27 protein-coding genes are annotated in these 24847 nt (G+C 30.8%); 23 read left to right on the top strand and 4 right to left on the bottom strand.

Translation table 11 applies throughout. The annotated features are described in order from the left end of the window. Positions 1-134 precede the first annotated feature (134 nt). Both JK634_RS15325 and JK634_RS15330 read right to left on the bottom strand, forming a co-directional pair. Complete coding sequence (locus JK634_RS15325; RefSeq protein WP_207753653.1) at positions 135-1631, bottom strand: sialidase family protein; 1497 nt, start codon at positions 1629-1631, stop codon at positions 135-137. Between the two features lie 222 nt (positions 1632-1853). After that, a complete protein-coding gene (locus JK634_RS15330; RefSeq protein WP_202768551.1) occupies positions 1854-3134 on the bottom strand; it encodes an O-acetylhomoserine aminocarboxypropyltransferase/cysteine synthase family protein in 1281 nt (426 codons plus the stop codon). Between the two features lie 351 nt (positions 3135-3485). Between JK634_RS15330 and JK634_RS15335 the strand changes: the two genes are divergently transcribed. The 7 genes from JK634_RS15335 (at position 3486) to JK634_RS15365 (ending at position 10183) form a co-directional block, all read left to right on the top strand. Beyond that, complete coding sequence (locus tag JK634_RS15335; protein ID WP_202768552.1) at positions 3486-3761, top strand: CD3324 family protein; 276 nt, start codon at positions 3486-3488, stop codon at positions 3759-3761. Positions 3762-4021: 260 nt separating this feature from the next. Further along, positions 4022-5572, top strand: a complete 1551-nt coding sequence (locus JK634_RS15340; protein ID WP_202768553.1) for an ABC-F family ATP-binding cassette domain-containing protein — start codon at positions 4022-4024, stop codon at positions 5570-5572. 107 nt (positions 5573-5679) lie between these two features. Beyond that, the gene (locus JK634_RS15345) at positions 5680-6453 is read left to right on the top strand and encodes an MBL fold metallo-hydrolase (protein WP_202768554.1); all 774 of its coding nucleotides are present in this window, start codon (positions 5680-5682) and stop codon (positions 6451-6453) included. A gap of 77 nt (positions 6454-6530) precedes the next feature. Then, positions 6531-7421 carry an AraC family transcriptional regulator gene (locus JK634_RS15350; protein ID WP_202768555.1) on the top strand — a complete coding sequence of 297 codons (891 nt, stop codon included), beginning with the start codon at positions 6531-6533 and terminating at the stop codon, positions 7419-7421. Positions 7422-7517: 96 nt separating this feature from the next. Further along, positions 7518-8330: a helix-turn-helix domain-containing protein gene (locus JK634_RS15355; RefSeq protein WP_202768556.1), complete on the top strand. Its 813-nt coding sequence runs from the start codon at positions 7518-7520 to the stop codon at positions 8328-8330. Between the two features lie 18 nt (positions 8331-8348). Next, a complete protein-coding gene (locus JK634_RS15360; RefSeq protein ID WP_202768557.1) occupies positions 8349-9017 on the top strand; it encodes a methyltransferase family protein in 669 nt (222 codons plus the stop codon). Between the two features lie 68 nt (positions 9018-9085). Further along, on the top strand, positions 9086-10183 hold the full coding sequence (locus tag JK634_RS15365) for an L-dopachrome tautomerase-related protein (protein ID WP_202768563.1): 1098 nt from the start codon (positions 9086-9088) through the stop codon (positions 10181-10183). A 53-nt stretch (positions 10184-10236) separates the two neighbouring features. Here the strand turns inward: JK634_RS15365 and JK634_RS15370 are convergent, their stop codons facing one another. Beyond that, positions 10237-10956, bottom strand: coding sequence for a DsbA family oxidoreductase (locus tag JK634_RS15370; protein ID WP_202768565.1), 720 nt, complete (start codon positions 10954-10956; stop codon positions 10237-10239). Between the two features lie 130 nt (positions 10957-11086). Between JK634_RS15370 and JK634_RS15375 the strand changes: the two genes are divergently transcribed. After that, on the top strand, positions 11087-14239 hold the full coding sequence (locus JK634_RS15375) for an alpha-mannosidase (protein ID WP_202768567.1): 3153 nt from the start codon (positions 11087-11089) through the stop codon (positions 14237-14239). A 120-nt stretch (positions 14240-14359) separates the two neighbouring features. Here JK634_RS15375 and JK634_RS15380 read toward each other — a convergent pair whose 3' ends face one another. Then, a complete protein-coding gene (locus JK634_RS15380) occupies positions 14360-14770 on the bottom strand; it encodes a hypothetical protein (protein ID WP_202768568.1) in 411 nt (136 codons plus the stop codon). Between the two features lie 255 nt (positions 14771-15025). Between JK634_RS15380 and JK634_RS15385 the strand changes: the two genes are divergently transcribed. The 15 genes from JK634_RS15385 (at position 15026) to JK634_RS15455 (ending at position 24809) form a co-directional block, all read left to right on the top strand. Next, the gene (locus tag JK634_RS15385) at positions 15026-15340 is read left to right on the top strand and encodes a nucleotide pyrophosphohydrolase (protein ID WP_202768570.1); all 315 of its coding nucleotides are present in this window, start codon (positions 15026-15028) and stop codon (positions 15338-15340) included. A gap of 82 nt (positions 15341-15422) precedes the next feature. Next, positions 15423-16163 (top strand): DUF3784 domain-containing protein, encoded by a 741-nt coding sequence (locus JK634_RS15390; RefSeq protein WP_202768572.1) that lies wholly within the window; start codon positions 15423-15425, stop codon positions 16161-16163. A 146-nt stretch (positions 16164-16309) separates the two neighbouring features. Continuing rightward, positions 16310-17113, top strand: coding sequence for a molecular chaperone DnaJ (locus JK634_RS15395; RefSeq protein WP_202768574.1), 804 nt, complete (start codon positions 16310-16312; stop codon positions 17111-17113). Position 17114: 1 nt separating this feature from the next. Continuing rightward, positions 17115-17510 (top strand): HIRAN domain-containing protein, encoded by a 396-nt coding sequence (locus tag JK634_RS15400; protein WP_202768575.1) that lies wholly within the window; start codon positions 17115-17117, stop codon positions 17508-17510. A gap of 86 nt (positions 17511-17596) precedes the next feature. After that, a complete protein-coding gene (locus JK634_RS15405) occupies positions 17597-17896 on the top strand; it encodes a hypothetical protein (RefSeq protein WP_202768576.1) in 300 nt (99 codons plus the stop codon). A gap of 62 nt (positions 17897-17958) precedes the next feature. Beyond that, positions 17959-18258: a hypothetical protein gene (locus tag JK634_RS15410; protein ID WP_202768577.1), complete on the top strand. Its 300-nt coding sequence runs from the start codon at positions 17959-17961 to the stop codon at positions 18256-18258. Positions 18259-18298: 40 nt separating this feature from the next. After that, on the top strand, positions 18299-18637 hold the full coding sequence (locus JK634_RS15415) for a DUF3784 domain-containing protein (RefSeq protein ID WP_202768578.1): 339 nt from the start codon (positions 18299-18301) through the stop codon (positions 18635-18637). A 36-nt stretch (positions 18638-18673) separates the two neighbouring features. Next, positions 18674-19036, top strand: coding sequence for a PH domain-containing protein (locus tag JK634_RS15420; protein WP_202768580.1), 363 nt, complete (start codon positions 18674-18676; stop codon positions 19034-19036). A 186-nt stretch (positions 19037-19222) separates the two neighbouring features. Continuing rightward, on the top strand, positions 19223-19378 hold the full coding sequence (locus tag JK634_RS15425; RefSeq protein ID WP_202768582.1) for a hypothetical protein: 156 nt from the start codon (positions 19223-19225) through the stop codon (positions 19376-19378). A gap of 86 nt (positions 19379-19464) precedes the next feature. Next, on the top strand, positions 19465-19785 hold the full coding sequence (locus tag JK634_RS15430) for a hypothetical protein (protein WP_202768584.1): 321 nt from the start codon (positions 19465-19467) through the stop codon (positions 19783-19785). A gap of 31 nt (positions 19786-19816) precedes the next feature. Continuing rightward, complete coding sequence (locus JK634_RS15435) at positions 19817-21889, top strand: DUF262 domain-containing protein (protein ID WP_202768586.1); 2073 nt, start codon at positions 19817-19819, stop codon at positions 21887-21889. A 94-nt stretch (positions 21890-21983) separates the two neighbouring features. Continuing rightward, a complete protein-coding gene (locus tag JK634_RS20670; RefSeq protein ID WP_202768588.1) occupies positions 21984-22826 on the top strand; it encodes a DUF1643 domain-containing protein in 843 nt (280 codons plus the stop codon). Then, on the top strand, positions 22823-23026 hold the full coding sequence (locus JK634_RS15445; protein ID WP_202768590.1) for a hypothetical protein: 204 nt from the start codon (positions 22823-22825) through the stop codon (positions 23024-23026). The genes JK634_RS20670 and JK634_RS15445 overlap by 4 nt, the downstream gene beginning before the upstream one ends. Positions 23027-23350: 324 nt before the next feature. Further along, positions 23351-23662, top strand: a complete 312-nt coding sequence (locus JK634_RS15450; RefSeq protein ID WP_202768592.1) for a nucleoside triphosphate pyrophosphohydrolase — start codon at positions 23351-23353, stop codon at positions 23660-23662. After that, a complete protein-coding gene (locus tag JK634_RS15455; RefSeq protein WP_202768594.1) occupies positions 23655-24809 on the top strand; it encodes an HNH endonuclease domain-containing protein in 1155 nt (384 codons plus the stop codon). The genes JK634_RS15450 and JK634_RS15455 overlap by 8 nt, the downstream gene beginning before the upstream one ends. Positions 24810-24847: the final 38 nt, after the last annotated feature.

Below are 24847 nucleotides of genomic sequence, written 5' to 3' on the forward strand. Positions count from 1 at the left end.
TGTTTATACTATTTTATTAACACATCTTGCCAATGAATGTTGATAAAATTAAATGTAATTAATGAGAAGCTTAATTAATCAAACAAAAGAAAGCACTATTCTCAAGTTTGAGAATAGCACTTTCACATTATATTTTATCTTCCAGTTTGAATAAAGAATACATCAGGGTTATTTCCATTATAGATATCGTTACGGTTATCTCCCCATCCATGATATAATGCACATCCAGGTCCTCTAATAATTTGGTTATAGTCGCCCATATAACAATTAGCTACGCCAGGATCAAAGTTAGGATTAGTGTCTGGAACTAAAGAAAATACTGTGCTAACCATTCCTTCAGCACCTAAGCCTCTCCTAATATTGAAGGTTCTCATGAATAGTGCAAATCTACCATTTCCAACACCACTTGTTCCGTTAAAACGACTATATTGAATATGAGCTCCTCTATTATCAGCTATAACTGAAGGCATAAATGCATAAGCAGTATTACCAGTTATTTGTCTTACATTCCATGTGGCACCTTTATCTATGCTATATGCTAGATAGATATTAATTGCTGGCTGAGGTAGAGTATTGCCGGTTCCACTATTGAAAACTACATACAAAGTTCCATCTGGTCCTATTGCTGCATGAGGGAATTCATTTGATCTAATAGTTTTAGTAGGAGTTACTTGAATTGCTGGTCTTCCGCAGCCTAAAATATTATTTGCAGCAATTTTAAGGTTTGAAACAGTTATAGGAGAACTGAAAGTTGTTCCACCATCAGTTGATTTAACCATACGGATTGCTCTGTTTACGCCACTTGTAATTTGTTCATAGAATACATAGATAGTGCCGTCTGGGCCAATTACAGGGAATGAACCAGAGACGTTATTATCTGGAGATATTGTTTTACTAGATATTAAAACAGTTGGAGTTACTCCAACTACCCATTTAGAAAATCTAATAGCTGTGCCATTATTAGAAAAATCTGTCCAAGTAAGGTATATGGCTTCAGCAAATTTACCTCTTGATGGGTCAGGTCCTACTGCCATCCATTCCTTATCTTCAAAGTTAGTTGGTAAAGTACCTTCTCCAGCTACAAAAGGAGTGTTCATAGTTATTCTTTTAGTTTGGGGATTAACTACTCCAGTTGAAATTAAGATAACCCCAGCATCAGTATTTGGTGATCCACCAAGCTCTGCGTAGTAGAATATTCCATGAGAATCTACTGCTATTACTGGGTCTCCACCATTTTGCCAATTAGGATTTTGAGGAAGGTTACCACCGTCAGTCCAGTTAATACCACAATCACTAGAGAATGCAAAACCTGAAAAGTTATTAGGAATATTAGAATCATTGAAACCAAATAGAATAAAGTTTCTAAATCTTGCAAGACTTGTCTCACTTTGAGTTACACGAGGTTTTCTGTTTATATCTTCATTTGTGCTATTAACTTGTCTTTCCCCTGGAGCACCACAAGGTTCATGTTCACAACCACATTTATGAAAAGGATATGGTGGTTCATGAAAAATAATTAGTTCAGGTGAAGGATCATTAGTAGCTGAAGAATTAAGAAGTCGAATAAACCCACTTGAAGGGAAAATAGTATAAGGATCTTCTGGTAAATTAATATTATTTAAATCACTCATCTTAATACCTCCGTATATTATTTTTTTATCATTTGTAACGCTTATAATTATTTATATGTAAATAGGCATCAGCTTTCCACGCAGTTATTGGGAGTGATTACATAATTTAGGATAAGTTATATAATTTTAGTCTAAAAAAAGCACATAGCATAATTATTTAAAATTAAGCTATGTGCTTCTTTATATTGAATGAAAATGCGTTAACATATTTGTGAAATTATATTATGCCTTAGAAAGTGCTTGATCAAGATCATATATTAAATCATCTACACCTTCAATTCCAATTGAAAGTCTTATAAGATCTGGAGTAACTCCTGCAGCTTTTTGTTCATCTTCAGTAAGCTCCGCATGAGTAGTGCTTGAAGGATGAATTACAAGAGATTTAGCATCTGCAACATTTGCAAGAAGAGAGAATAATTCAAGATTATTAATGAAATTCTTCCCTGCCTCAAGTCCGCCTTTTATTCCAAAGGTAAATATTGAACCTGCTCCCTTTGGTAAATATTTTTCAGCTAAAATCTTATATGGACTTTCTTCTAATTCAGGATAGTTTACCCATGATACTTTTGGATGCTTGCTTAAGAAATCAACTATCTTTCTTGTGTTTGATACGTGTCTTTCAACTCTTAAAGATAAGGTTTCTAATCCTTGAAGGAAGTAGAAAGCATTTTGAGGACTTAATGCTGCTCCAGTATTTCTTAAAAGTTGAACTCTAGCTTTAAGTGCAAACGCAGGCGCACCTAAATCAGCATATACTAAATTATTATAGCTTTTATCAGGTGTAGTAAAGTCAGGGAATTTACCACTTGCTGCCCAGTCAAAATTTCCACCGTCAACTATTATTCCACCTATTGAAGTACCATGGCCACCTATGAATTTAGTAGCTGAATGAACAACTACATCTGCTCCATATTCTATTGGTCTTACAAGGTATGGAGTACCAAAGGTGTTATCGATTATAAGTGGTATTTTATTCTCATGAGCAATATTAGCTACAGCCTCTATATCGAATATATTAATTCTTGGATTTCCAATAGTTTCACCATATAGTGCTTTTGTTTTAGATGTGATAGCATTTCTAAAGTTTTCAGGATCATCAGGATTTACAAATATAACGTTAATTCCAAGCTTCTTTAAGGTTACAGAAAGCAATTCATATGTTCCGCCGTATAATGTAGATGCTGCAACTATTTCATCCCCAGAGTTAGCAACATTAAGTATAGAGTATAGAATTGCAGATTGTCCTGATGCAGTTGCAAGAGCAGCAACCCCACCTTCAAGCTCAGCAACTCTCTTTTCAAAAACATCTGTTGTTGGATTCATTATTCTTGAGTATACATTACCAGGTTCCTTTAATTGAAATAAATTAGCAGCATGGTCTGCATTCTTAAATACATAAGAAGTTGTCTGGTAAATTGGAACCGCCCTAGCTCCTGTAGTTGGATCTGGAACTTGTCCAGCGTGTACTTGTAGTGTTTCGAAACTTAATTTTCTTTCACTCATTTTTTATAGCCCCCTCATTTTAAATTCATATATTTCATATATGTTTAATAGGTATTATGATAAAATTTTACAACTGTAGAAATTTATTGTCAATAGAGATGAGAAATATTGTATAAATTATTTAAAAGATAAACTGAAATTGACATTTTCAGATTAATCAGTATATTATAATATTAAAAAAGGAAGTGAATATACGATGTATTTAACAATAGTAGTAAGCTCCATGCAAAGATAACAAAATGTGAAAAACTTTTGCTTGGAGCCAATATAAAAAAATATTGAGTTTTTCATGTTTTAATGAATCTTTGCATCTTCATTTAATTATTAAATGTTGATAGGGGCGAAGAAATTATGAAATATGAAAAAGCACAAAATATACTGCCGCACGGTATAATTGAATTAATACAAAAGTATATGGATGGCGGATATATCTATATACCTAGAAAAGATGAAAACAAAAGATCCTGGGGAGAAAATACTGAAACTAAGAGCTATCTTAAAGAAAGAGATAGAGAAATTTTTAATAAGTATTCCGCTGGAATATCAGTTAAATGCTTAGCTGAAGAGTATTTCTTAACAGAAGGAAGTATAAGAAGAATTATAAGGAATCAAAAAATATATGATTAAAAAATACAATGCAAAAATCATATTACATCTCATGGTCCAACTCTTAGTTGAGACGTCTAAGAGTTGGACAGTGACATGTAAATTCTTTAATGCATTATATTTAAGGCATATTTTTCACAGTTAATACTATGAAAAATATGCCTTAAATTTTTATATATAATCTTAAGCGGTTATAAATAAAGCAGATTTATTTATGAACTATGTCTTCATGCATGGATGGTGTTACATTTATTATAGGAACACAGGGAGGTGGATAACTTATGAGTATTCTTACCATTGAAAACATGAGTCATTCATTTGGAGACAGAATATTATTTAGAAAAGTATCCTTTAGATTATTAAAAGGTGAACACATTGGGCTTATTGGAGCTAACGGCGAGGGAAAATCAACTTTCATGAAAATAATCACCAATCAAATTTTAGCTGATGAAGGTGAAATTGAGTGGAATAGTAAATATAGCATTGGTTATATGGATCAACAGGTTGACTTAAAGGAGGGGGTTACTGCATTAAATTTTCTTAAAGAGGCATTTAAAGATTTATATCATATAGAAAATAAAATTAATGATTTATATAGTAAGCTTGGGGAGCTTAATGAAGAGGAAATGAATAAAGCCTTAAATAGGATTGCAGTAATGCAGGAATCTTTAGATAAGAATGATTTTTATAGTATTAATTCAAGGATTCAAGCAACCTCCTCAGGTCTTGGAATTAAAGAACTTTTAGATAGAGATGTTTCAGCCTTAAGCGGGGGACAGAGGACCAAAGTTTTACTAGCAAAACTACTTTTAGAGAAGCCAGATATTCTACTTTTAGACGAGCCAACCAATCACTTAGATGAAGAGCATATAGAATGGCTTAAAAGTTTTTTAATAAGCTATCAAAATGCATTTATATTAATATCTCATGATAATAGCTTTTTAAATAGTGTAGTTAATGTAGTCTATCACCTTGAGCATAAGGTTTTAACTAGATACCAAGGAAACTATGATTATTTTGTTAGGCTTTATGATATAAGAAAAGAGCAGAGGCTAATTGAATATAAGGAGCAACAAACTGAAATAGCAAAGCTTGAAGATTATATAAGAAAGAATAAAGTAAGAACAGCAACTGCAAAACAAGCAAAGTCAAGGGAGAAAAAGCTTAATAAGATTGAAAGAATAGAAATTAAAAAGGAAATTATAAAACCAAAGTTTAATTTTAAAAGCACAAATATGCCAGAAAGCACTGTCTTTAAGGCAAGAGATTTAATTATTGGCTATAATAAACCACTAAGTAAACCTCTAAATCTAAAGATGAAAAGAGGGCAAAAGATTGCAATAATAGGGGCTAATGGTTTGGGAAAGACTACACTTTTAAAAACCTTATTAGGATTGCAAAAGCCTATAAATGGGGAAATAGACTTAAGCTATTATAAAAAGATAGGATATTTTGAGCAGGAGCTTATAGAAGATAATTCTAACTCAGTTTTATATGATGTATGGAATACTTTCCCTGATTTAACTCAAACAGAGGTAAGAACTAATCTTGCTAGGTGTGGACTTACAAGGCAGCATATTGATAGCCCTATTAATATATTAAGTGGAGGAGAGCAGGCTAAAGTTAGACTATGTAAGTTAATCAATGAGCCTAGTAATGTTTTAGTTTTAGATGAACCTACCAATCACTTAGATATTTATGCAAAGGATGAACTTAAGCGTGCATTAAAAGAATATGAAGGCAGCATAATATTAGTATGCCATGAGCCAGAGTTTTATAAGGATATTGCAACAGATATATGGAACTGTGAAGATTGGGTATTTAGTAATTAGTGATAATATGCAGAAAATCCTTGTAAATAAGCTATGTTTTAAAGGTCAAACCATTTGTAAAATAAAATCATAAATAAGCAGAAGCTTATACAAATGGAGGGGTTAAAATGAAAAAAGGTATTAAGAGATGGAAAGTATTCTTTTTAAGTTTAGTTGTATCCATAGGAATGATGGGTATGGCGGCATTTGCAGCTGACGCAAATAAGAATACAGGGAAAAAGCATGCTTCTATTGAATGGAGTGGACATTCCTGTTTTACAATTACTAATGAGAAAGGAACTAAGGTTGTAACAGATCCATTTCCAGATGGTATTGGATACAAGGTTCCTGAATTATATGCTGACATAGCAACAGTTAGCCATGATCACTTTGACCATAATAACCTAGCTGCAATTAAAAGTAATTTTACAGCAGTAAGAGAGCGTGGACAGTTTAATGTTGATGGTATAAAAATTAAAGGAACAAAAACTTATCATGATACTGAATTAGGAGCTTTAAGGGGAGAAAATACAGTATACACCTATGATATTGATGGCGTTAATGTATGTCATTTAGGTGATTTAGGACATGAATTAACAAAAGATCAACTTAAAAGTATAGGTAAAGTAGATATATTAATAATTCCAGTAGGAGGCTTATATACAATTGATCCAGAGGTAGCAGCTAAAGTTGTTAATCAGTTAGATCCTAAGGTTGTTATACCTATGCACTATCAAACAGAAGTACTTTCTCCTGACTTTGGAACATTATCAAAAGTAGATAGCTTTGTAGAACAAATGAAAGGTTGGAAAGTAGTTAAAGAAGATACTTTTAGCTTCAATCAATCAGAAATTAAAGCTTCAAAGGATAAGCAGTTAGTTATATTAAATTATAATAAATAAAGTTATATACAAAAAAAGGAAAATCTCCAGTTGTCTAGAATATAGTAATTAAATTTTAGATGATTGGAGATTTTTCTATGGAGTTATTTACTGTGGATACGGAAAGGGAGATAAAGCTACCAGTGCATGTTGAAACTAAAGAGCCATTTTCTTCAGAAAGTCATAGGATGTTTAGATTAATACTTGTTGAAAACGGCGGAGGTATTGTAAGTGTAAATGACACTAAAACTATATTTACAGCCCCTACAATTTTTTGCTTCAACGTTAACGATAAAATTAAGCTTAATAAGAGCAGTAATTTGAGCGGTAGAGCTATCTTTTTTAGTCCTACCTTGGTTAATGATGTATTAACTTTAGAAAGAATGGAAAACTTTAAAGAAGATATATCCGAATCAGAATATAGGGATTACTATTCCCTTAAGCCTTTTATTGATAGAAATGGACTAATATCTGGACAGTTTGAAGTAGGCCCAGCAACTGCTAAGAGAATAGCAAAATTAATAGATTCCTTACAAGAGGAATTAAAGCTATTAAACAATGATTTTTGGAGATGCCGCAGTAGATCTTTCTTTTTGGAAATCCTATTTTTACTTCAGTATATCTATACAGATGCAGAGCAAATAACTAAACCTGAAACCATAAGGCATTCAGATGAAATTAATGAAATTATTTTATATTTGCATACAAACTATGAAAGAAAAATTTCTATAGAAGATTTAACTGAAGAATTCCATATTAATAGAACAACCTTGGCAGATAAGTTTACTAAGTCTGTTGGAATGTCAGTTATAGAATATTTAATTAGATTAAGAGTTAAAATGGCGTCTACAATGCTTAAGGATACCTTGTTACCTATATCAGAAATAGGCTATAGAGTAGGCTTTAATGATATAACTCACTTTGGAAGAATGTTTCGAAAGTACACGGGGGAGTCACCATCTATATATAGAAAAAAGAGAAATCTATAATTAAAAAATAAATCATAAAATGATAAATTTTATGATTTATTTTTCATTTGACTCCTCCCTTAGGGTGGAGTTTATAATAGCCTCAAGGAGGGGAAAATGGATAATAAGATTTTAATAGGTGATTTTGTTAAACTAACTGGAAGTACATTAAAAACAGTTTTATATTATCATAAAATTGGCTTACTAAATGAGCCTAAGCGTTCAATGAGTGGCTATAGATTATACGGTGCAGAAGAGCTTGAACGTATGCGAATGATAAAGCATTTAAAAAATTTAGGACTAGATTTAAAGCAAATAAAAGAAATATTAGGGCATACAGAAAATAATAGAAATTTAAGAGAAGTACTTAAATCTCTGCAAAAAGAGCTCCAAAGAGAAAAGCATAATATAGATGAACAATTATCTAAGATAGAAATACTATTAAGCCAAGAAAATGATGAACTTGAAGAACCCGCTTTTGCATCTGAATCCTTTAATAGCATTGTTGAAACCTTACAACCTGAGCAAGTTGAAGCTTATAAAGAGTCTCCAATTTTGTTTAAGCAGCAACGTAATATCTTAGGTGTTATGGATGATTTTAAGTGGGGAGAAGATTATAAAGAAAATCTTAGAAAAATAGCAGAATATTTTAAGGAGAATCCAGAAGATCATAAAAAAGCTCTAGAACTAGGTAAGCGTCTAGCTAAATTAAAAGAAATGGCTGAAGATGATCCAGAGATAGAAAAGCTAGCTAAGGAAGGTGCTGAATTTATAAAGAATAAACCTTTCTTAAAGGAAATGTTATATGGGAAGGAAGGGCTAGATGATAAGAATGAGAATTTATTAAATGAGATGACTAATAAATTTCTATCCCCAGCCCAAATAAAACATAAGAAACTTATACAAAAATATCTTAATTATAAACAATAGATGAAGGAGGTAAGATTAATGGATAAAAACGCATCAAAATCAAAATTATTTATAGTTCCAATTGTACTAACTATTATTATGTGGGTTATTTTATTTCTTCCAGCAGGAACAATAAAATTCTTACCAGGATGGATCTTTTGGTCAGGGTTTACATTGATAACTTTCTTTATTACTTTTTATTTCCTACCAAGGAATTCTGAATTTTTATCAAGAAGAACTAAGGTTAAGCAAGAGAAACAAAATAAGAAAACTCCAGCGATTTTTAAAGTATATTACTTAGGATTTATTTTACCAGGAATAGATTTTAGGTTTCATTGGTCAAATGAGCCATTGTGGCTAGTGATTTTATCAAATATTATTGCTTTATCAGCCTATATTTTTATATTTTACGTATTTAAAGAAAATGCCTACGCATCAACAGTTATACAAGTAGAGGAAGAGCAACAGGTTATTTCCTCAGGTCCATACTCAATAGTTCGTCACCCTATGTATTTAGGAATGATAGGAATGGCACTATTTATGCCCCTTGCACTTGGATCATATTTTTCACTAATACCTATGCTATTTATAATACCTATAACAGTAATCAGAATAAAAAATGAAGAAGAAAAACTTTTAAATGAACTTAAAGGTTATAAGGAATATTGCTTAAAAAGACCTTATCGCTTAATTCCTTTTGTTTGGTGATAAATTTTAATACACGTTACAAAAAGATACTCTAGAGGCATATTATAAAAATAAAAAAGGAGAAATGAATGAAACATAATGAATTACCTAGTGAAAGGTATTTTGGTGATTTAGAACAGGTCTTTACTTTTTATGGAGCTATGCCTACTGGAGTTACAATTTCAGAAAATGGACGTATATTTGTAAACTTCCCTAAATGGGGAGATGATGTTAAGTTTACTGTAGGGGAAATAGTTAAAAATAAATTAGTTCCTTATCCAGATTTAAATACAAATAAGGTAGACTACAATAATCTAGATAAATGCTTTATAAGTGTACAAAGTGTTGTAGCTGATGGTTCGGGGACTCTTTGGGTATTAGATACAGCGTCGCCAAATTTTTCAGAACCCATAAAAGATGGGGCAAAGCTTGTCAGTGTAGACTTAGCAACTAATAAGATTAAGAGAAGCTATGTTTTTTCAGAGGATGTTGTTTTACCTACAACTTATTTAAATGATGTTCGAATAGATTATCGTGTTGGAGATGCAGGATATGCATATATTACAGATTCTTCAGATAAGGGACCGGGGGCAATTATTGTACTAGACTTAAGTACTGGAAAAGCCTTTAGAAGATTAAATGGTGATGAATCTACTTCAAGTGATCCAAACTTTCTTCCAAAGGTTGAAGGGAAAATACTACTTAATAGAAATAAGGATGGCTCAACATCTAGGATAACAACAGCCTCAGATGGAATTGCCATATCACCAGATGGAGAAGTTTTATATTTCTGCCCTATGGCAAGTAGAAATTTATATTTTATCCAAACAAAGCTTTTAAGAGATAGAAACATAACTGAAGCAGAACTATCTGCTAAAGTTAAATATTTAGGGGAGAAGGGTGCATCCGATGGTATGATTACAGACGCAAAAGGAGTAGTATATGCTGGAGATTATGAAAATAACAGTATTAGAACGATTATGCCAGATGGAACCATGAAAACCTTAGTTCATGATCCAAGGATATTATGGCCAGATACACTTACTATTGGCAGGGATAAATATTTGTATTTTACAGCTAATCAACTTCATAGACAAGCAAGATATAACTATGGAAAAGATCAAAGGCAAAAGCCCTATGTATTATTTAGAATTAAGATTAGTGAGTTGCCAGCTCCTACAAAGTAGTACTTATATTAAAGAAACAATGCTACTGCATTTTTGCAGTAGCATATTTTTATTTAAATATTACATTTACCATCAGAACAGTTATCAGAGTCAGAAGTTTCATCTTCTTTTGATAAAAATTCTATTGTAGGGGATTCAAGTTCTTCATTACGTACTTTATTAAGTACATCTAAGAATGTTTCAGATGGCTGTGCACCAGATACTGCATATTTGCTGTTAAATACAAAGAATGGTACACCATTTACTCTTAGTCTTGCAGCCTTTTCTTCATCTTTTCTTACATCTACATCATACTCATTTGATTCAAGAACACTTAAGGCTTTATCATAATCTAAACCTACTTCACCCGCAAGTGATGCTAATACCTTGTGATCAGATATATTTAATGAATCTACAAAGTATGCTTTAAGTAATCTTTCTGATAATTCTTTCATATTACCTTCTGTTTTAGCATAATGAGATAATCTGTGAGCATCAAAGGTATTTGTAGGGATTAAATCATCAAAATTAAAATCAAGTCCAAGAGCTTTAGCTTGAGCTACTAGATTATCATTTGATGCTTTAGCTTGCTCAACTGGAATTCCATATTTATTAGCTATAAGCTCATGAATATTTTCCTCATAGTGCTTTTTAGCTGATGGATCAAGTTCGAAACTTCTAAATATTAATTCAACCTCATCCTTATGCTCAAAATTTTCTAAGGCATTTTCAAGCCTTCTCTTTCCTATATAACAAAATGGACATACAAAATCAGACCATATTTCTATTTGCATAAACTATTCCTCCTTATATACCCATATGGGGTATGTTGCTATTTAATATATAGTATATTCCACTAATCTTAAATGTTCAATGGTATAATTAAACTTATGGGATAATTTTATAAGGAAAGTGGTGGGATTTTTGTATTTTGATATTGAGAGAATTGAGAAGATCCTTAAAGAGCTTCAGGCACGTATTTATAATAAAAGGACAAGGATAGAAGAAGTCTATATTAAAGAGGGTGACTATAAAAGTTATGAAGAAGCAGAGGCTTCAAGTGAACCTTGGGTTAAATTTGGAGAATACGATGTTTGGGGAGATAAATATAAAAGATTTTGGTTTGAAACTGAATTTAATATTCCAAAAGAACTCGCAAATGAATATGTAGTTTTAGAATTAACTACAGGTAAAGAAGGTCAGTGGGATGCGATAAATCCACAGTTTTTAAGCTATTTAAATGGAAAGATAGTACAAGGGTTAGATACAAATCATAGAGAAATCATAGTAAGTAAGGACGCTACAGAAGGAGACCACTTTAGAGCAGATTTTCATGGCTATGGCGGAATGAATGATGGCAAGGCTAACTTTAATGTATATATAAAATCCTTTAATGAAGTTATAGAAAAGTTATTTTATGATATAAAAGTTCCTTTAGAGGTAGCAAAACTACTAAAGGAAGAAGATAAAAAGAGAGTAGATATTTTAAATCACTTAATTAAGGCTTTAGAAATCTTAGATTTAAGAAAGCCTTATTCAGAGAAATATTATAAATCGATTAAAGAAGCCATAGAGTACTTAAAAGTTAATTTTTATGAAGGTGAATGTGGAAAAATAAATGAAGGAACTGTAGTTTGTTTAGGACATACTCATTTAGATGTGGCTTGGCTTTGGGATTTAAAACAAACTAGAGAAAAAGCAGTTAGAAGTTTTTCTACTGCTCTAAGTTTAATGAAAGAATATCCTGATTATACTTTCATGGCATCTCAGCCTATTTTATATAAATTTGTAAAGGAAGAAGCACCAGAAATTTATGCCGAGATAAAAGAAAGAATTAAAGAAGGAAGATGGGAAGCAGAAGGAGCTATGTATCTTGAAGCAGACTGTAACCTAACTTCAGGAGAATCTTTAGTTAGGCAACTACTACATGGAAAGAAGTTTTTTAGAGAAGAATTTGGTGTAGAAAATAAGATTCTTTGGCTTCCAGATGTATTTGGATATTCAGCAGCGCTTCCACAAATATTAAAAGGTTTTGGGATAGATTATTTTGTAACTTCAAAAATAAGTTGGAATGAATATAATAGACTTCCTTATGATACCTTCATGTGGGAAGGGTTAGATGGAACAGAAATCTTGTCTTATTTTATAACTGCAAATGATTATGAAAAGGTCATAAGTGGAGTTCATAGAACCATATATGAGGCATCTATAAATCCATCTCAAATTAAAGGTTCGTATGAAAGATATAAACCAAAGCAAATGAATGATGAAGTTATTATATCCTACGGATATGGTGATGGAGGCGGTGGCCCAACTAAGGATATGCTTGAAAATTATTCAAGACTTAATTATGGGATACCTGGCTCACCTAAAACTACAACTAAGTTTGCCTTAGATTATTTTAAGGATTTAGAGAAGAGAGTAGAAGATTATAAAAGACTTCCAAAGTGGAAGGGTGAACTATATCTTGAATTCCATAGAGGAACATATACAACCATAGCTAAGAATAAAAAATATAACAGAATGAGTGAATACTTATATCAAGATCTAGAGTTATTTAGCTCTATTGCTAAAACTGTGGACAAGAACTTTAAATATGATAAGAAGAGAATAAATGATAATTGGGAGTTAATTTTATTAAATCAATTCCATGATATTATTCCAGGAACATCAATTAAGGAAGTATATGATGAGTCATGGAGACAATACGAAAGTGTATTAGAAAATGGCAAGGATTTATTAAATAATGCTTTAAAATCAATAAGCAGTAAAATAAGTCTTAAAGAAAAAGCTTTAGTAGTATTTAACCAATTATCCTTTGAAAGAAATGAGTATATTGAATTACCAAGAGAGTTAAAAGGTAAAACTTTAGTATATGGGGACGGGGTAGAAGTTTTAGTTCAGAATATTGATGATAGTAAGGATATTGCCTACTTAACTAATATACCAGCTAAAGGCTATAGGGTTCTTTATATTAAGGAAGCAAAAGAAAAAGCTCAGATAGAAAACATGGTAAAAGTAGGGAAGATTAATAATGGATTTATACTTGAAAATAAATTTTTAAAAGTAAATATAGATTCAAGAGGAGAATTAACATCTGTATTTGATAAAAGAGCAGATAGAGAAGTTATTAAAGAAGGAGCTAAAGGCAACTCTTTAGTAATTTACGAAGATAAACCACATAATCCTTGGGAAGCCTGGGATACAGATATTTATTACAGTGAAAAGTCCTGGGAAATAACTGATATTATAGCTATTGAAGTTATAAGTAAAGGACCACTAAAAGCAACAATTAGAGTAGAAAAGAAATATGAAGATTCAACAATTGAGCAATTTATTAGTTTATATCATGATAGCCCAAGAATTGATTTTGAAACTAAGGTTAATTGGCATGAAGAGCATGTACTACTTAAAGCTAACTTCCCTGTAAATGTTAAAGGAAATAGAGCTACCTTTGATATACAATATGGAAATATTGAAAGAGATACTCACTTTAATACTAGCTGGGATATAGCTAAGTTTGAAGTGTGCGCACATAAATGGGGAGATATAAGTGAATATGGTTATGGAGTAGCCTTATTAAATGATTGTAAATATGGATACAGCGTAAAAGATGGTGTCTTAAGCTTAACATTATTAAAGTCACCTAAATGGCCAAATCCAGAAGCAGATATGGGATATCATGAATTTACTTACTCATTATATCCACATGAATGTAGATGGCAAGAAGGTAAGGTTCAAGAAGAGGCTTATAAGCTAAACTTAAAACCATATGTAACCTTAGAAGAACCTCATACAGGATTACTTGAAGAAAAGATGTCCTTTATAACTGTTGATGCTGAAAATGTAATAGTCGAAGTTATTAAAGAAAAAGAAGAAGGAAATGAAACAATAGTAAGGGTTTTTGAAAGCTTCAATAAGAGAACCAATGTAAAATTATCTAGCTTCATTAAACCTAAGAGAATATGGGAAGTAAATCTTGAAGAAAAAGAAATAAAGGAACTTGTGATTAATGAAAATGAAGTAGAATTTATGATAAATCCTTATGAGATAAAAACCTTTAAGATTGAATATTAATAAATAAAGGATTATTCTTATTTAAACTAAATAGGAATAATCCTTTATTTTATTTAAATTTAATGAATTTAAAGATGATATATTTGAGTAAATTTTTATCTGAGTAACTTCCTTTTCACATTAAAATAGAATTCTAACTTTAAAATCCTTATGACACACAGGACAGTTTACTGTATGATTTCCAGCTTTTCTTGGTAATCTAAGTACCTTTTTACAATGAGGACATTTGCGATAACGATGGGTTTTAAATTCTTTCAGTCTGCGAATTGGTAAAGAACTTTTTGCTTTTATAGGACTCCATATCTTTAAAAACATTTGGTTTTCTCTACGTCTTTTATAAATATTTTTAGAAAAACTCCTATAAAAGGTGAAAATCAGAACAACCCATATAAAAATACTAAGTATATTTGAATGAATAAATGAATTAATAAGCATCAGAACAAAAGATGCAATAACTAAAGCAATATAAAGCTGGTCAGTACCATATCTACCATACATAAAACGTATTAGTTTATTTTTAAAATCGCCCATTTTTAATCCTCCTAATTAATATGATCTGAAACAGAAGTAACACATAAAAGGATGAGTAATACATCTTTCATCTTTGTGACATTTAATAAAAATATAAGCTTAATTTTACCACAATGGCGCAAAAAAAGGAATGTGATAGGTTTGTATTTACATAGCGTAAAAATATATGAGAAGTTTCTAGATCTTGTTACTTCTATGAATAAAAATTGGTAAAATAGATATAGATTAAAAAAATTGCTTTTAGGAGAATTTGATATGAAAGATACAATTGAAAGAGTAAGGAAATTCAGAAACGATAGAGATTGGTCACAGTTCCACACTCCAGAGAATTTGGCTAAAGCTATAAATATAGAAGCTGGTGAACTTTTAGAGCACTTTCTTTGGGATAATAATTTTAATAAGGAAGATGTTTGTGATGAATTAGCAGATGTATTTGTTTATTGCATGCATATGGCAGATGCGTTAGATGTAAATATTGAAGAAATAATAAATAGAAAAATGGACAAGAATGAAAAGAAATATCCAGTAGAAAAAGCAAAAGGAAACAGCAAAAAATATACTGAGCTTTAATTATAGGGATGGTTTTTATAGTTTAAATATAAAGAAAGATATTAATTAATTTGAGAATTAATGTTTTAGGGGGAATATATAAATGTGGTTTATAGTAGCTTTATTTTTAGTACTTACCATTACTTTTCTTTCAGGAAAAGGTAGATTCTTAATAGCTGGATATAATACTGCAAGTAAAGAAGAGAAAGCAAAATATGATGAGAAAAAACTATGCCGTGTTATGGGAAGCGGTATGGGGGTAATCACCATCGTTTTAGCAATACCTGCAATTTTAAATGACAATACTCCTAACTTTTACATTGGACTAATGATAGCAGTGATTATGATAACAATCATAGGAATATTAGTATTAACTAATACTATATGCAAATCTAATAATCCAGAAGTGATTCACGAAAGTAAAGAAGATGAGGCAAGGTCACGAAAGCTTACCAAATTTTCATTGATATTTACTCTTGTGGTCTTTGCAGTTGTAGGAGTAATTCTTGTAACTGGGGACATAAAGGTTAGTTTAAATGATAAGGAGATTAGTATTGAAGCAACTTACTGGAAAGATCAAACCATATCCTATAAAGACATTCAATCAGTAACTTATTCAGAAGATCTAAGCATAGGAAGTAGAACAAATGGAGTTGGAAGCTTAAGACTTAATGAAGGACATTTTAAAAACAACCTATTTGGAGATTATACTTTATACTCTTATACTAAGTGCAAGAGCTATGTAGTAATTAAGACAAATTCAGGTATCTTTGTTGTAAATGGGAAGAGTAGTGAGGATACTAAGAAGCTTTATGAGGAGATAAATGAGAGAATAAAGGGATAAGATGATTAAAAGTAAATAATGAAGAAAGTGAAATAACCCTAGACTGGATGTAAGTTTAGGGTTTGTTTTTTATTTTTAAACTAAACGACAAGAATCCCCTTATTAATACAATTGTAGAGTGTTAGAATTAAAATGAGGTGGGACAAATGGGGAATGAATTAATTGAAATTGAAGAATATAGAGATTTAAAAGATAAATTTGATTCTATGACAAAGTATTACTTAAGTCTTATTGAAGAAAAAGAAGACCTTCTTTTTAAAGAAAAAGTTTTTTTAGAAGCAAAATACTTATCTATTTTTGGATATTTAATAAAACAGAAATTACAGCGGGAGATTGATCTTAGAAGGATAAAGAAAAAAATATCCCTTATACAATTTTATTTAAATAAAGGAGAAAAAGTTGATAAAGAACGCGTAGAAGAAAAGTTAGAAGAAGAGATGAAGTTATTCAAATTTCAGATGGAGGATTTCAAGGAAAGACTATCTGATAGTAAAAAACTTATAGAGAGTCCTACCTTAACTGATGAAGAGTATAATGAAGTAAAAAGTATATTTAGAAAACTAGCTAAAAAATTACATCCAGATTTGAATAAAACATTAACTGAAAGAGAAATGAATCTTTGGAATAGAACTCTTGAAGCCTATAATTGTAATGATTTAGAAACTTTAAGATTATTAGCTAATATCTTAATAGAAGAGATTGAAGTAGAAAGAATTTCATCATTGGAATTATTAAAAAATAAAATACAGGATTTAAGTAGTAAAATAGATTGCATACTTGAGGAGATAACTAATAACAAAGAACAGTTTCCTCTAAATATTAAAGATAAAATATTAGATAATGAGTGGGTATCAGAAGAAATTGATAGTTATAAAAAAGTTATTACTCAACTTGAAGAGGCAATAAAGTCTTACTCAGCTTTTTTAAAGGGCATAGAGGAGGAGAGTTAATGTGAAGGATTCTGAAATAATTTTAGGTAATGTAGATGGAAGCTTATTAGTAGGAATGAATAATGGAAGGCTAGAGTTACCTTTTAATAATAATATATACCTACTAACTGTTCCGATTGCTGGAATTAATTATTATATTAGATATAAAGACTTAATTATATCTAATGGAGATAAGCTAATACTAAAAAGGGAACCAAACAATAATTTTGATACATATGCAATAGAAGTTTTCACCCAAAATGAAATTAAACTAGGGTATATTCCTCGTAGAAATAATAAAGTTTTTGCTAGGCTTATGGATGGTGGAAAAAGGCTGTATGCTGAAGTCAGGGAAGTTCAGTACTACTTTGATGAAATAAATGAAATTGTAATTAGGATTTTTATGAATGACATTTAAAAGGACAAGCGTAAGTTTTGATGGCATTTCAACATTTTCATAATAACAAATTAATAAAATAATTAATTTAAAGAAGGCGAAAGCAAGTGAATAATGATGAAACGGAAAGAATAAATAAGTATATAGTTTCAGTAAGATGGCAAAATGCAAAAAGCTATGAAAAGACAGCTCCTCACGAGTATACAATCAGACAATGGAAGCCAGATCTTGAAGAAGAATTCATATGGTTTGTAAATTATATAAGAGCTAATGGAGTTAAGGAATGGTTTTATAAAAAGCAAAATATATATTTCTATTATAAAGGACTTAAATACTGGACTATGGGTGATGCAATGGAGAATACATGGGTTATTAATAGAACTGATGATATGAAAGCATATAGATAATGTTAATAGTATAAATATGGAGTTGGTTATATTTAAACTGTTTTAAGGGGAGTAGATAAATTATGATAAGAATATCAAGACAATCAAGATATTTTGACTCTTTAAGGAATTATAAAATTTATATTGATGATATATATTGTGGTGATATAAAAGATAATGAAGTCAAAGAATTAAATATTGAAAATGGAGAACATTCAATTTTATTGAAAATAGATTGGTGTACAAGTAATAAAGTAACCTTCATTGCAAAAGATAATGAATTAAAAGAATTTAATTGTGGTAACTCAATGGAAGGATTAAAATGTCTGTTAGTCTTTGTTTATATTACATTTTTGAAAAATAATTATTTATTTATAAATTAAAGGAACTACAATCTTCATATTTTTAGGGGGAATATATAAAATGTGGTTTATAGTAGCTTTGTTTTTAGTACTAACCATTACTTTTCTTTCAGGAAAAGGTGGATTTTTAATAGCAGGATATAATACTTCAAGCAAAGAAGAAAAAGCAAAATATGATGAGAAAAAGCTATGCCGTGTTATGGGAATAGGAATGGGAATAATCACTATCGTTTTAGCAATACCAGCAATTTTAAAGGATAATACTCCTAATTTTTATATTGAACTAATGATAGCAGTGATTATGATAACAATTATTGGATTATTAGTATTAACTAATACCATATGCAAATCTAGTATTCCAGAAGCGATTCACGAAAGGATAGAAGATGAGGTAAGGTAGCAGAAGATTACAAGATTTTCTTTGATATTTACTCTTGTGGTATTTTGTATTGTTGGAATAATTCTTGTAACTGGGGAAGTAAAGGTTAAATTAAATGATAATAAGATTAAGATTGCAGCATCTTATTGGAAAGATCAAACCATTGCCTATAAAGATATTCAATCAGTAACTTATTCAGAAGATTTAAGCATAGGAAGAAGAACAAATGGAGTTGGAAGCTTAAGACTAAATGAAGGACATTTTAATAATAACTTATTTGGAGATTATATTTTATACTCTTATACTAAGTGCAAGAGTTATATAGTAATTAAGACAAATTCAGGTATCTTTGTAGTAAATGGAAAGAGTAGTGAGGATACAAAGAAGCTTTATGAGGAGATTATAGAGAAGTTGAAGTAAATAAATGATTAAAAGTGAATAGTGAAGAGAGCCAAATAACCCTAGACTGTCTGTAAGTCTAGGGTTTGTTTTTATAAGAAGAAAATTATTATGGAGTATTATTGAGTCACTTCCTTTTATGTACAAAAGTGGTAAAATGATAATGGATGAAATATTGAAGAATACAAGCTAATTCGGAGAAATGAAATGAGAGATAAAACTTGTATAATACTGGAATCCTGTAGATTATTATTGAATGATGAAAAAGATAAAGAGTTATTAAAAGATAGGTATATTAAGCGTTGGTATGAAGTTGCAAAATCTTTCAGAGCTAGTTTTGTTATTGCAGATGTACTGGATTGAGCAGAAATTTGAAATAATAAGTGAAGATATTTGACTATTTATACAAGCATTATTTGTAAGTTAAAATAAATTGTTGAGGTGAGTAAATGAATCAGCTAGAGAAAGTTTTTAATGAAGATATGAAGAATATTTATCTGATTGCAAAGAAAGAACTGAAATATAATGCTACACGTTTTCTACAGCTTCTTTCTGAAAAAGGTGGAGTTCAGACTGCTAAAATATTGATAGCCAAGAATGGTGGTACGTATGGATTTGAAGTTCTTTGCGAGTATGGTAGGCATGAACTTTCCGTTGAAGCACATGTTATAAAGCCAGAATATATGGAACTATTCACTGATGAGGAAAGAAAAATGTGCAAGGATAGATTAGAGAGTCTTGGATTTAAACAGGACTTCAATAAAAAATAAAATAAATCATTTTAAAGGAGACGGTATTTAAATGCAGACATTAGAGTCGTTAAAAAGTATTTTTAAAGATAGGATTTTTAAAATACCAGACTATCAGAGAGGTTATGCATGGCAGAAAAGGCAATTGAAAGATTTCTGGGAGGATATCGTTAATCTTCCAAGTGATCGATTACATTACACAGGGTTGCTATCATTGAAGCAGGTTTCAAAAAAAGACTATGAAAGTGCAAATTGGATAGCTGAACGCTGGCTGATTAAAGAACGGGCTTTCAGACCATTTCATATTGTTGATGGACAACAAAGGTTAACTACATTTGTTATCTTTATTAATGAAATTCTGAACTTAATAAAAGCTCTTCCAGGAAACAAAGAAAAGGCAGAATCAGATATTTATATCGGGACATTCAGTTTAAAACAGATAAAAGAGGAATACCTTGTGGTTCAGATGCCACCAAAGTTTATTGTTAACACATATAAGTTTGGATATGAAAAGGATAATCCAAGTTTTAAATATTTAAGACATAGAATACTTGGAGAGCCTGATGGTGGCAGTATAATTGAAACGTTCTATACTCTGAATCTAGAAAATGCAAAGCAATTTTTCAAGGATAATTTAGAAAACTATTATAAAGCATATGGAATTTCGGAAATTGAAAGTTTATTTAAAAAAATAACTCAAAATCTTATGTTTAACTTGCACGAAATAGAAGATGATTTTGATGTATTCGTAGCTTTCGAAACGATGAATAACAGAGGAAAAAAACTTTCCAACTTGGAACTTCTTAAAAACCGTCTGATTTACCTGACTACTCTTTATGAACCTTATGAGATTACCGAAGATGAAAGAACAATTCTACGAGAAGAAATAAATGAAGCCTGGAAAGATGTTTATTATCAGCTTGGAAGAAATAAGAAAAATCCATTATCTGATGACGATTTCTTGACAGCCCATTGGATTATGTATTTTCAGTATACTAGGCAAAAGGGAGACGACTACATTAAGTTTTTACTAGAAGAAAAATTCACACCACAGAATGTGTTTAAAAAAATTGAAATCAAATTAGATTCAATCATTGATGTTACTGAAGTAAGGGATCAGGACGTAGAAGAAGAACCGGATGAAAATGGAATAGAAGAAAAGGTTGTAAAGAGAGCTAAATTAGCACCAAATGAAATTGCTGATTATGTTAAAAGCTTACAGGCTACAGCAGTACATTGGTATAACTCATTTAATCCTTTGAATAATTCAGATTTAACTGCTGAAGAGCAACTATGGCTGGATAGACTAAATAGAATTGGAATTGCATATTTTAGACCACTGGTCGTTGTTTCATATGTTAGAAATGATATTACCATTGAAAGTCGTATTAAACTTTTTAAAGAAATTGAGAGGTTTATATTTATTGCCTTTAGGATGGGCAGAGCATTTTCTACTTACAGAAACAGCGAATACTATAGGCTAACGAAGCAATTGCGTAATGGTGATGTTTCGGTAGATGAAATATGCAACACATTAAAAGAACGTGTTGAAGAATGGTTGAGTCCAGCTACTGCTTTTGACATTCAACCTTTCAAATCTTATATAGGTAAACACTTCAAGAATGGTGGAGGTTTCTACTGGTGGAATGGGCTTCATTACTTCCTATATGAATACGAACAAAGAAAAGTTATTCAAAACGGTAACCAGAAAATTGATTGGACTCTATTTGTTAAGAGTGAAAAAGACAAGGTTTCTATAGAACATATATATCCTCAAACAGCGGATAATGACTATTGGAAGAATGCTTTTGCAAACTACTCAGATGAGCAGAAGAAGTTTTTAACTGGATCACTTGGCAATTTGCTTCCGTTATCGAGAAGCAAGAATTCTAGCTTGCAAAATGATAGTTTTCCAGAAAAGAAATCACCAGTGGGAAAATCTCATAAGGGCTATTCAGATGGATCTCATAGTGAAATCGAAGTAGCAACATATAATGATTGGAATGCGATTAATATCCTTGAACGAGGAAAAAAGTTATTAGATTTTATGGAAATGCGATGGAACATAAAATTTGCGAGTGATGAAAGTAAAAAGGAAATGCTCTTCTTAGATTTCCTGCCATAATATATGGGTGTGAAAAGTTATCATAGTGTGAGTAGTTAGTGATTTGATTAACTGGCATTAAGAAACTATATTTAGGTTATAGGAGTTGAAATAGGTGAGTTGGATTTATGAAAAAAATGATGATAATACAGGCAGATATGTGCTTGGTACTGTAGGTGAAAAACCACTGATATGCATTGGAGTTAATCCAAGTACTGCAGAACCAGATATGCTAGATAATACTCTGGAATCAGTTGTAAGAATAAGTGAAGCAAATGGATTTGACAGCTGGATTATGCTGAATGTATATCCACAAAGAGCGACAGATCCAGAGGATATGCATGATAAACGAGATAATGAGCTGGTGTGCGAAAATTTACTGCATATCGAAAATATAATGAAAAATAAACAACCCGCAATTTGGGCAGCATGGGGAACAGTAATTACAAAGCGACCATATCTACTGAACTGCCTATATCAGATTGTTGATATATCAAAAAAATATGATTGTAAATGGTATAATGCAGGACAAGTTTCGAAACTTGGACATCCGCATCATCCGCTATACTTAAAGAAAACAGAAAAACTGAAAGAATTTGATATTGAGGAATATATAAAAAAGGCTAGTGCAGAATTGGTATTTTCCTATATTAAAGGCCTAAAAAACAACTCATTGAGTAATAAGGCAGATCTTCGTGAATCACTTTATAAAGCGAATTTTATGGACAAGAATCACGATAAATACTCGAATACAAGGCCAATTGATGTTGATGCAGAATTGAGAACTTTAAAAAAAGCTGACTACAAAAGCACACGAGCATTGCTTACAGCTTTTATGAGAGAAGAAGATTTTGTTAATGGAGCAATAAATAGAAGAATAGAAAACGGAGACCTTTTATCAGTTCTGAAACAACTTAAAAAGCTCTACAAAGAACCTATCGGGGAGATTTATAGATGAGAGTTATTTATAAACAGTGTCCAAAGTGTGGTTCAAAGAATACGCTAAAAATTATATACGGATTTCCTAGTCATGAACTTCTTCTTGAGGTTGAAGCTGGTGAAGTTAAGCTGGGTGGTTGCTGTATTTTTGAAGGTAACCCGGAATATTACTGTAAAGATTGCAAGTGCGAATGGAGCAGGGAACAGGCTATAGAATGAGACTAAAAATGTAAGCTCCTTAAAATAGGTTATGCTTTATTATAGTGTTGAAAAATAACCCAATAATAAAGATCTAAATGCTTATTTGTATCAATAGGTTTAAGAGTGAATATTGAAGTTAGACAAATAAACCCTAGACTGTATGTAAGTTTAGGGTTTGTTTTTATAAGGAGAAAATAAGTGTTGAATATTATTAAATCAACTTCCTTTTATATGCAAAGGTGGTAAAATGGTAATAGATAAGATATTAAAAATACAATTTAATTTGGACAAATAAAATGAAGTTTGGAAAGATATATTTTATAGCAGATTATAGGGGGAATTATGAAAGATTACAATAAATTAGTTCGTGATAAGATACCAGAAATAATAAAAGAATCTGGAAGACAATGTGATTACATAATAGCTGATAAAAAAGAACAATTAGAGTTATTAATAAATAAACTTGATGAAGAGGTTTTAGAGTTTAAAGAAGATAGAAACCTAGAAGAACTTGCAGATATTATGGAAGTTTTATTTGCGCTTGCAAATAATCTAGGGTTTAAAGAAGAGGAACTTATAAAGAAGAGGGAAGAGAAGAAGGGGGAAAGAGGAGGATTTGAAGATGGGATAGTTCTCCAGAAGGTGTATGAGTAATATAACGGATTTATCTATAGGAGCTATAGAGATTAAAAACATAGTTCCAACAAGTAGTAAGGTTGATTATAGAATTTTTTCAAGACTCTTGGATGAGGACAGGGTTGTTGCTAGTTATAAAATGTATTGGTTACTAGGTATTTTAGATGAGGTTAGCATAGGAAATAGAGAAATTGAGTTTAATAAAATAATATCTAGAATGATTGTATATGCATGGTATCCAACTATGCAATATAGATTAAGCTTTGGAAGCTTTGATAATTTAAAGAAGCCTATTAATTACATAGCATTTAAATATGGATATGCAGCAAATTGTGATGAAAGAAAGTTATTAGAGTTTATATATAGTAGTGATGATAGTGAACTAAATAAAATGATTAAAGAATTAGCGTATAAAGTTCCTTATAGATTATTGTCACCATTCTTCACAGAGGAGCTTAAAGGGCAGAAGGACAACTTGAAAAATAATATGATTACTGAGCTTTCTGTGGAAGAATGTAATTGTCTTTATAAGATTATTAAAGGAGATAAAGATAAAATTATAATCAATGAAGGTTGGGTAGATTACTTGAAGGAAAACTACGGAGTAATAAAATATTGGATATATTATAAGTTAATTAGTTTTCTTCAAAAAAGAAATCCTAATGTACCTGCAATAGCATTTAAACTGGAAGTTCCAAAGAGTAGAAATTTAACTACAGCTACAAATCTTTGGAAAAAGATAATTAATGATAAGAAAATAAAAGACATTTATACTGGTAAGGACTTTGTGGTTGAAAACTATAATTTTTATGGTGTACTAAGCATAGACCATTTTATACCATGGAGTTTTGTACTACATGATGAGATGTGGAACTTAATACCTACATTTAAAAATATTAATAGCAAAAAAAGTGATAAGCTTCTTTCACTTGATAAATATTTAGGAGATTTTTGTGACGTTCAATATGCAGCCTTTACATATCTATGTGATAAGAGAATTGGCAAAGATTTAGAAAGCTATGTAGAAGGACTTAAAATAGATGAGCCGTATAAATTAAATAATTATAAGAGGAAACAAGAATTTGATAAAAAGCTTAGAGAGTGCATAAATCCATTGTATCAGATTGCTAGGAATCAAGGGTTTGAAGTGATGGAGAAAATCTAGTATTGCTCAATTGTAACTTTATTACGAGTAGATAAACT

Source organism: Clostridium paridis, from assembly GCF_016765615.1.
In the GTDB taxonomy this organism is placed as follows: Bacteria; Bacillota; Clostridia; order Clostridiales; family Clostridiaceae; genus Clostridium_T; species Clostridium_T paridis.

Excerpts from the sequence above, each read along its gene's own strand:
- JK634_RS15365 (WP_202768563.1), top strand. The coding sequence starts at position 9,086 with ATGAAACATAATGAATTACCTAGTGAAAGGTATTTTGGTGATTTAGAA.
- JK634_RS15445 (WP_202768590.1), top strand. The coding sequence starts at position 22,823 with ATGAGAGTTATTTATAAACAGTGTCCAAAGTGTGGTTCAAAGAATACG.
- JK634_RS15325 (WP_207753653.1), bottom strand. The coding sequence starts at position 1,631 with ATGAGTGATTTAAATAATATTAATTTACCAGAAGATCCTTATACTATT.
- JK634_RS15385 (WP_202768570.1), top strand. The coding sequence starts at position 15,026 with ATGAAAGATACAATTGAAAGAGTAAGGAAATTCAGAAACGATAGAGAT.
- JK634_RS15350 (WP_202768555.1), top strand. The coding sequence starts at position 6,531 with ATGGAGTTATTTACTGTGGATACGGAAAGGGAGATAAAGCTACCAGTG.
- JK634_RS15410 (WP_202768577.1), top strand. The coding sequence starts at position 17,959 with ATGATAAGAATATCAAGACAATCAAGATATTTTGACTCTTTAAGGAAT.
- JK634_RS15390 (WP_202768572.1), top strand. The coding sequence starts at position 15,423 with ATGTGGTTTATAGTAGCTTTATTTTTAGTACTTACCATTACTTTTCTT.
- JK634_RS15415 (WP_202768578.1), top strand. The coding sequence starts at position 18,299 with ATGTGGTTTATAGTAGCTTTGTTTTTAGTACTAACCATTACTTTTCTT.
- JK634_RS15355 (WP_202768556.1), top strand. The coding sequence starts at position 7,518 with ATGGATAATAAGATTTTAATAGGTGATTTTGTTAAACTAACTGGAAGT.
- JK634_RS15395 (WP_202768574.1), top strand. The coding sequence starts at position 16,310 with ATGGGGAATGAATTAATTGAAATTGAAGAATATAGAGATTTAAAAGAT.
- JK634_RS15330 (WP_202768551.1), bottom strand. The coding sequence starts at position 3,134 with ATGAGTGAAAGAAAATTAAGTTTCGAAACACTACAAGTACACGCTGGA.
- JK634_RS15360 (WP_202768557.1), top strand. The coding sequence starts at position 8,349 with ATGGATAAAAACGCATCAAAATCAAAATTATTTATAGTTCCAATTGTA.
- JK634_RS15370 (WP_202768565.1), bottom strand. The coding sequence starts at position 10,956 with ATGCAAATAGAAATATGGTCTGATTTTGTATGTCCATTTTGTTATATA.
- JK634_RS15380 (WP_202768568.1), bottom strand. The coding sequence starts at position 14,770 with ATGGGCGATTTTAAAAATAAACTAATACGTTTTATGTATGGTAGATAT.
- JK634_RS15450 (WP_202768592.1), top strand. The coding sequence starts at position 23,351 with ATGAAAGATTACAATAAATTAGTTCGTGATAAGATACCAGAAATAATA.
- JK634_RS15455 (WP_202768594.1), top strand. The coding sequence starts at position 23,655 with ATGAGTAATATAACGGATTTATCTATAGGAGCTATAGAGATTAAAAAC.
- JK634_RS15345 (WP_202768554.1), top strand. The coding sequence starts at position 5,680 with ATGAAAAAAGGTATTAAGAGATGGAAAGTATTCTTTTTAAGTTTAGTT.
- JK634_RS15335 (WP_202768552.1), top strand. The coding sequence starts at position 3,486 with ATGAAATATGAAAAAGCACAAAATATACTGCCGCACGGTATAATTGAA.
- JK634_RS15430 (WP_202768584.1), top strand. The coding sequence starts at position 19,465 with ATGAATCAGCTAGAGAAAGTTTTTAATGAAGATATGAAGAATATTTAT.
- JK634_RS15425 (WP_202768582.1), top strand. The coding sequence starts at position 19,223 with ATGAGAGATAAAACTTGTATAATACTGGAATCCTGTAGATTATTATTG.
- JK634_RS15435 (WP_202768586.1), top strand. The coding sequence starts at position 19,817 with ATGCAGACATTAGAGTCGTTAAAAAGTATTTTTAAAGATAGGATTTTT.
- JK634_RS15340 (WP_202768553.1), top strand. The coding sequence starts at position 4,022 with ATGAGTATTCTTACCATTGAAAACATGAGTCATTCATTTGGAGACAGA.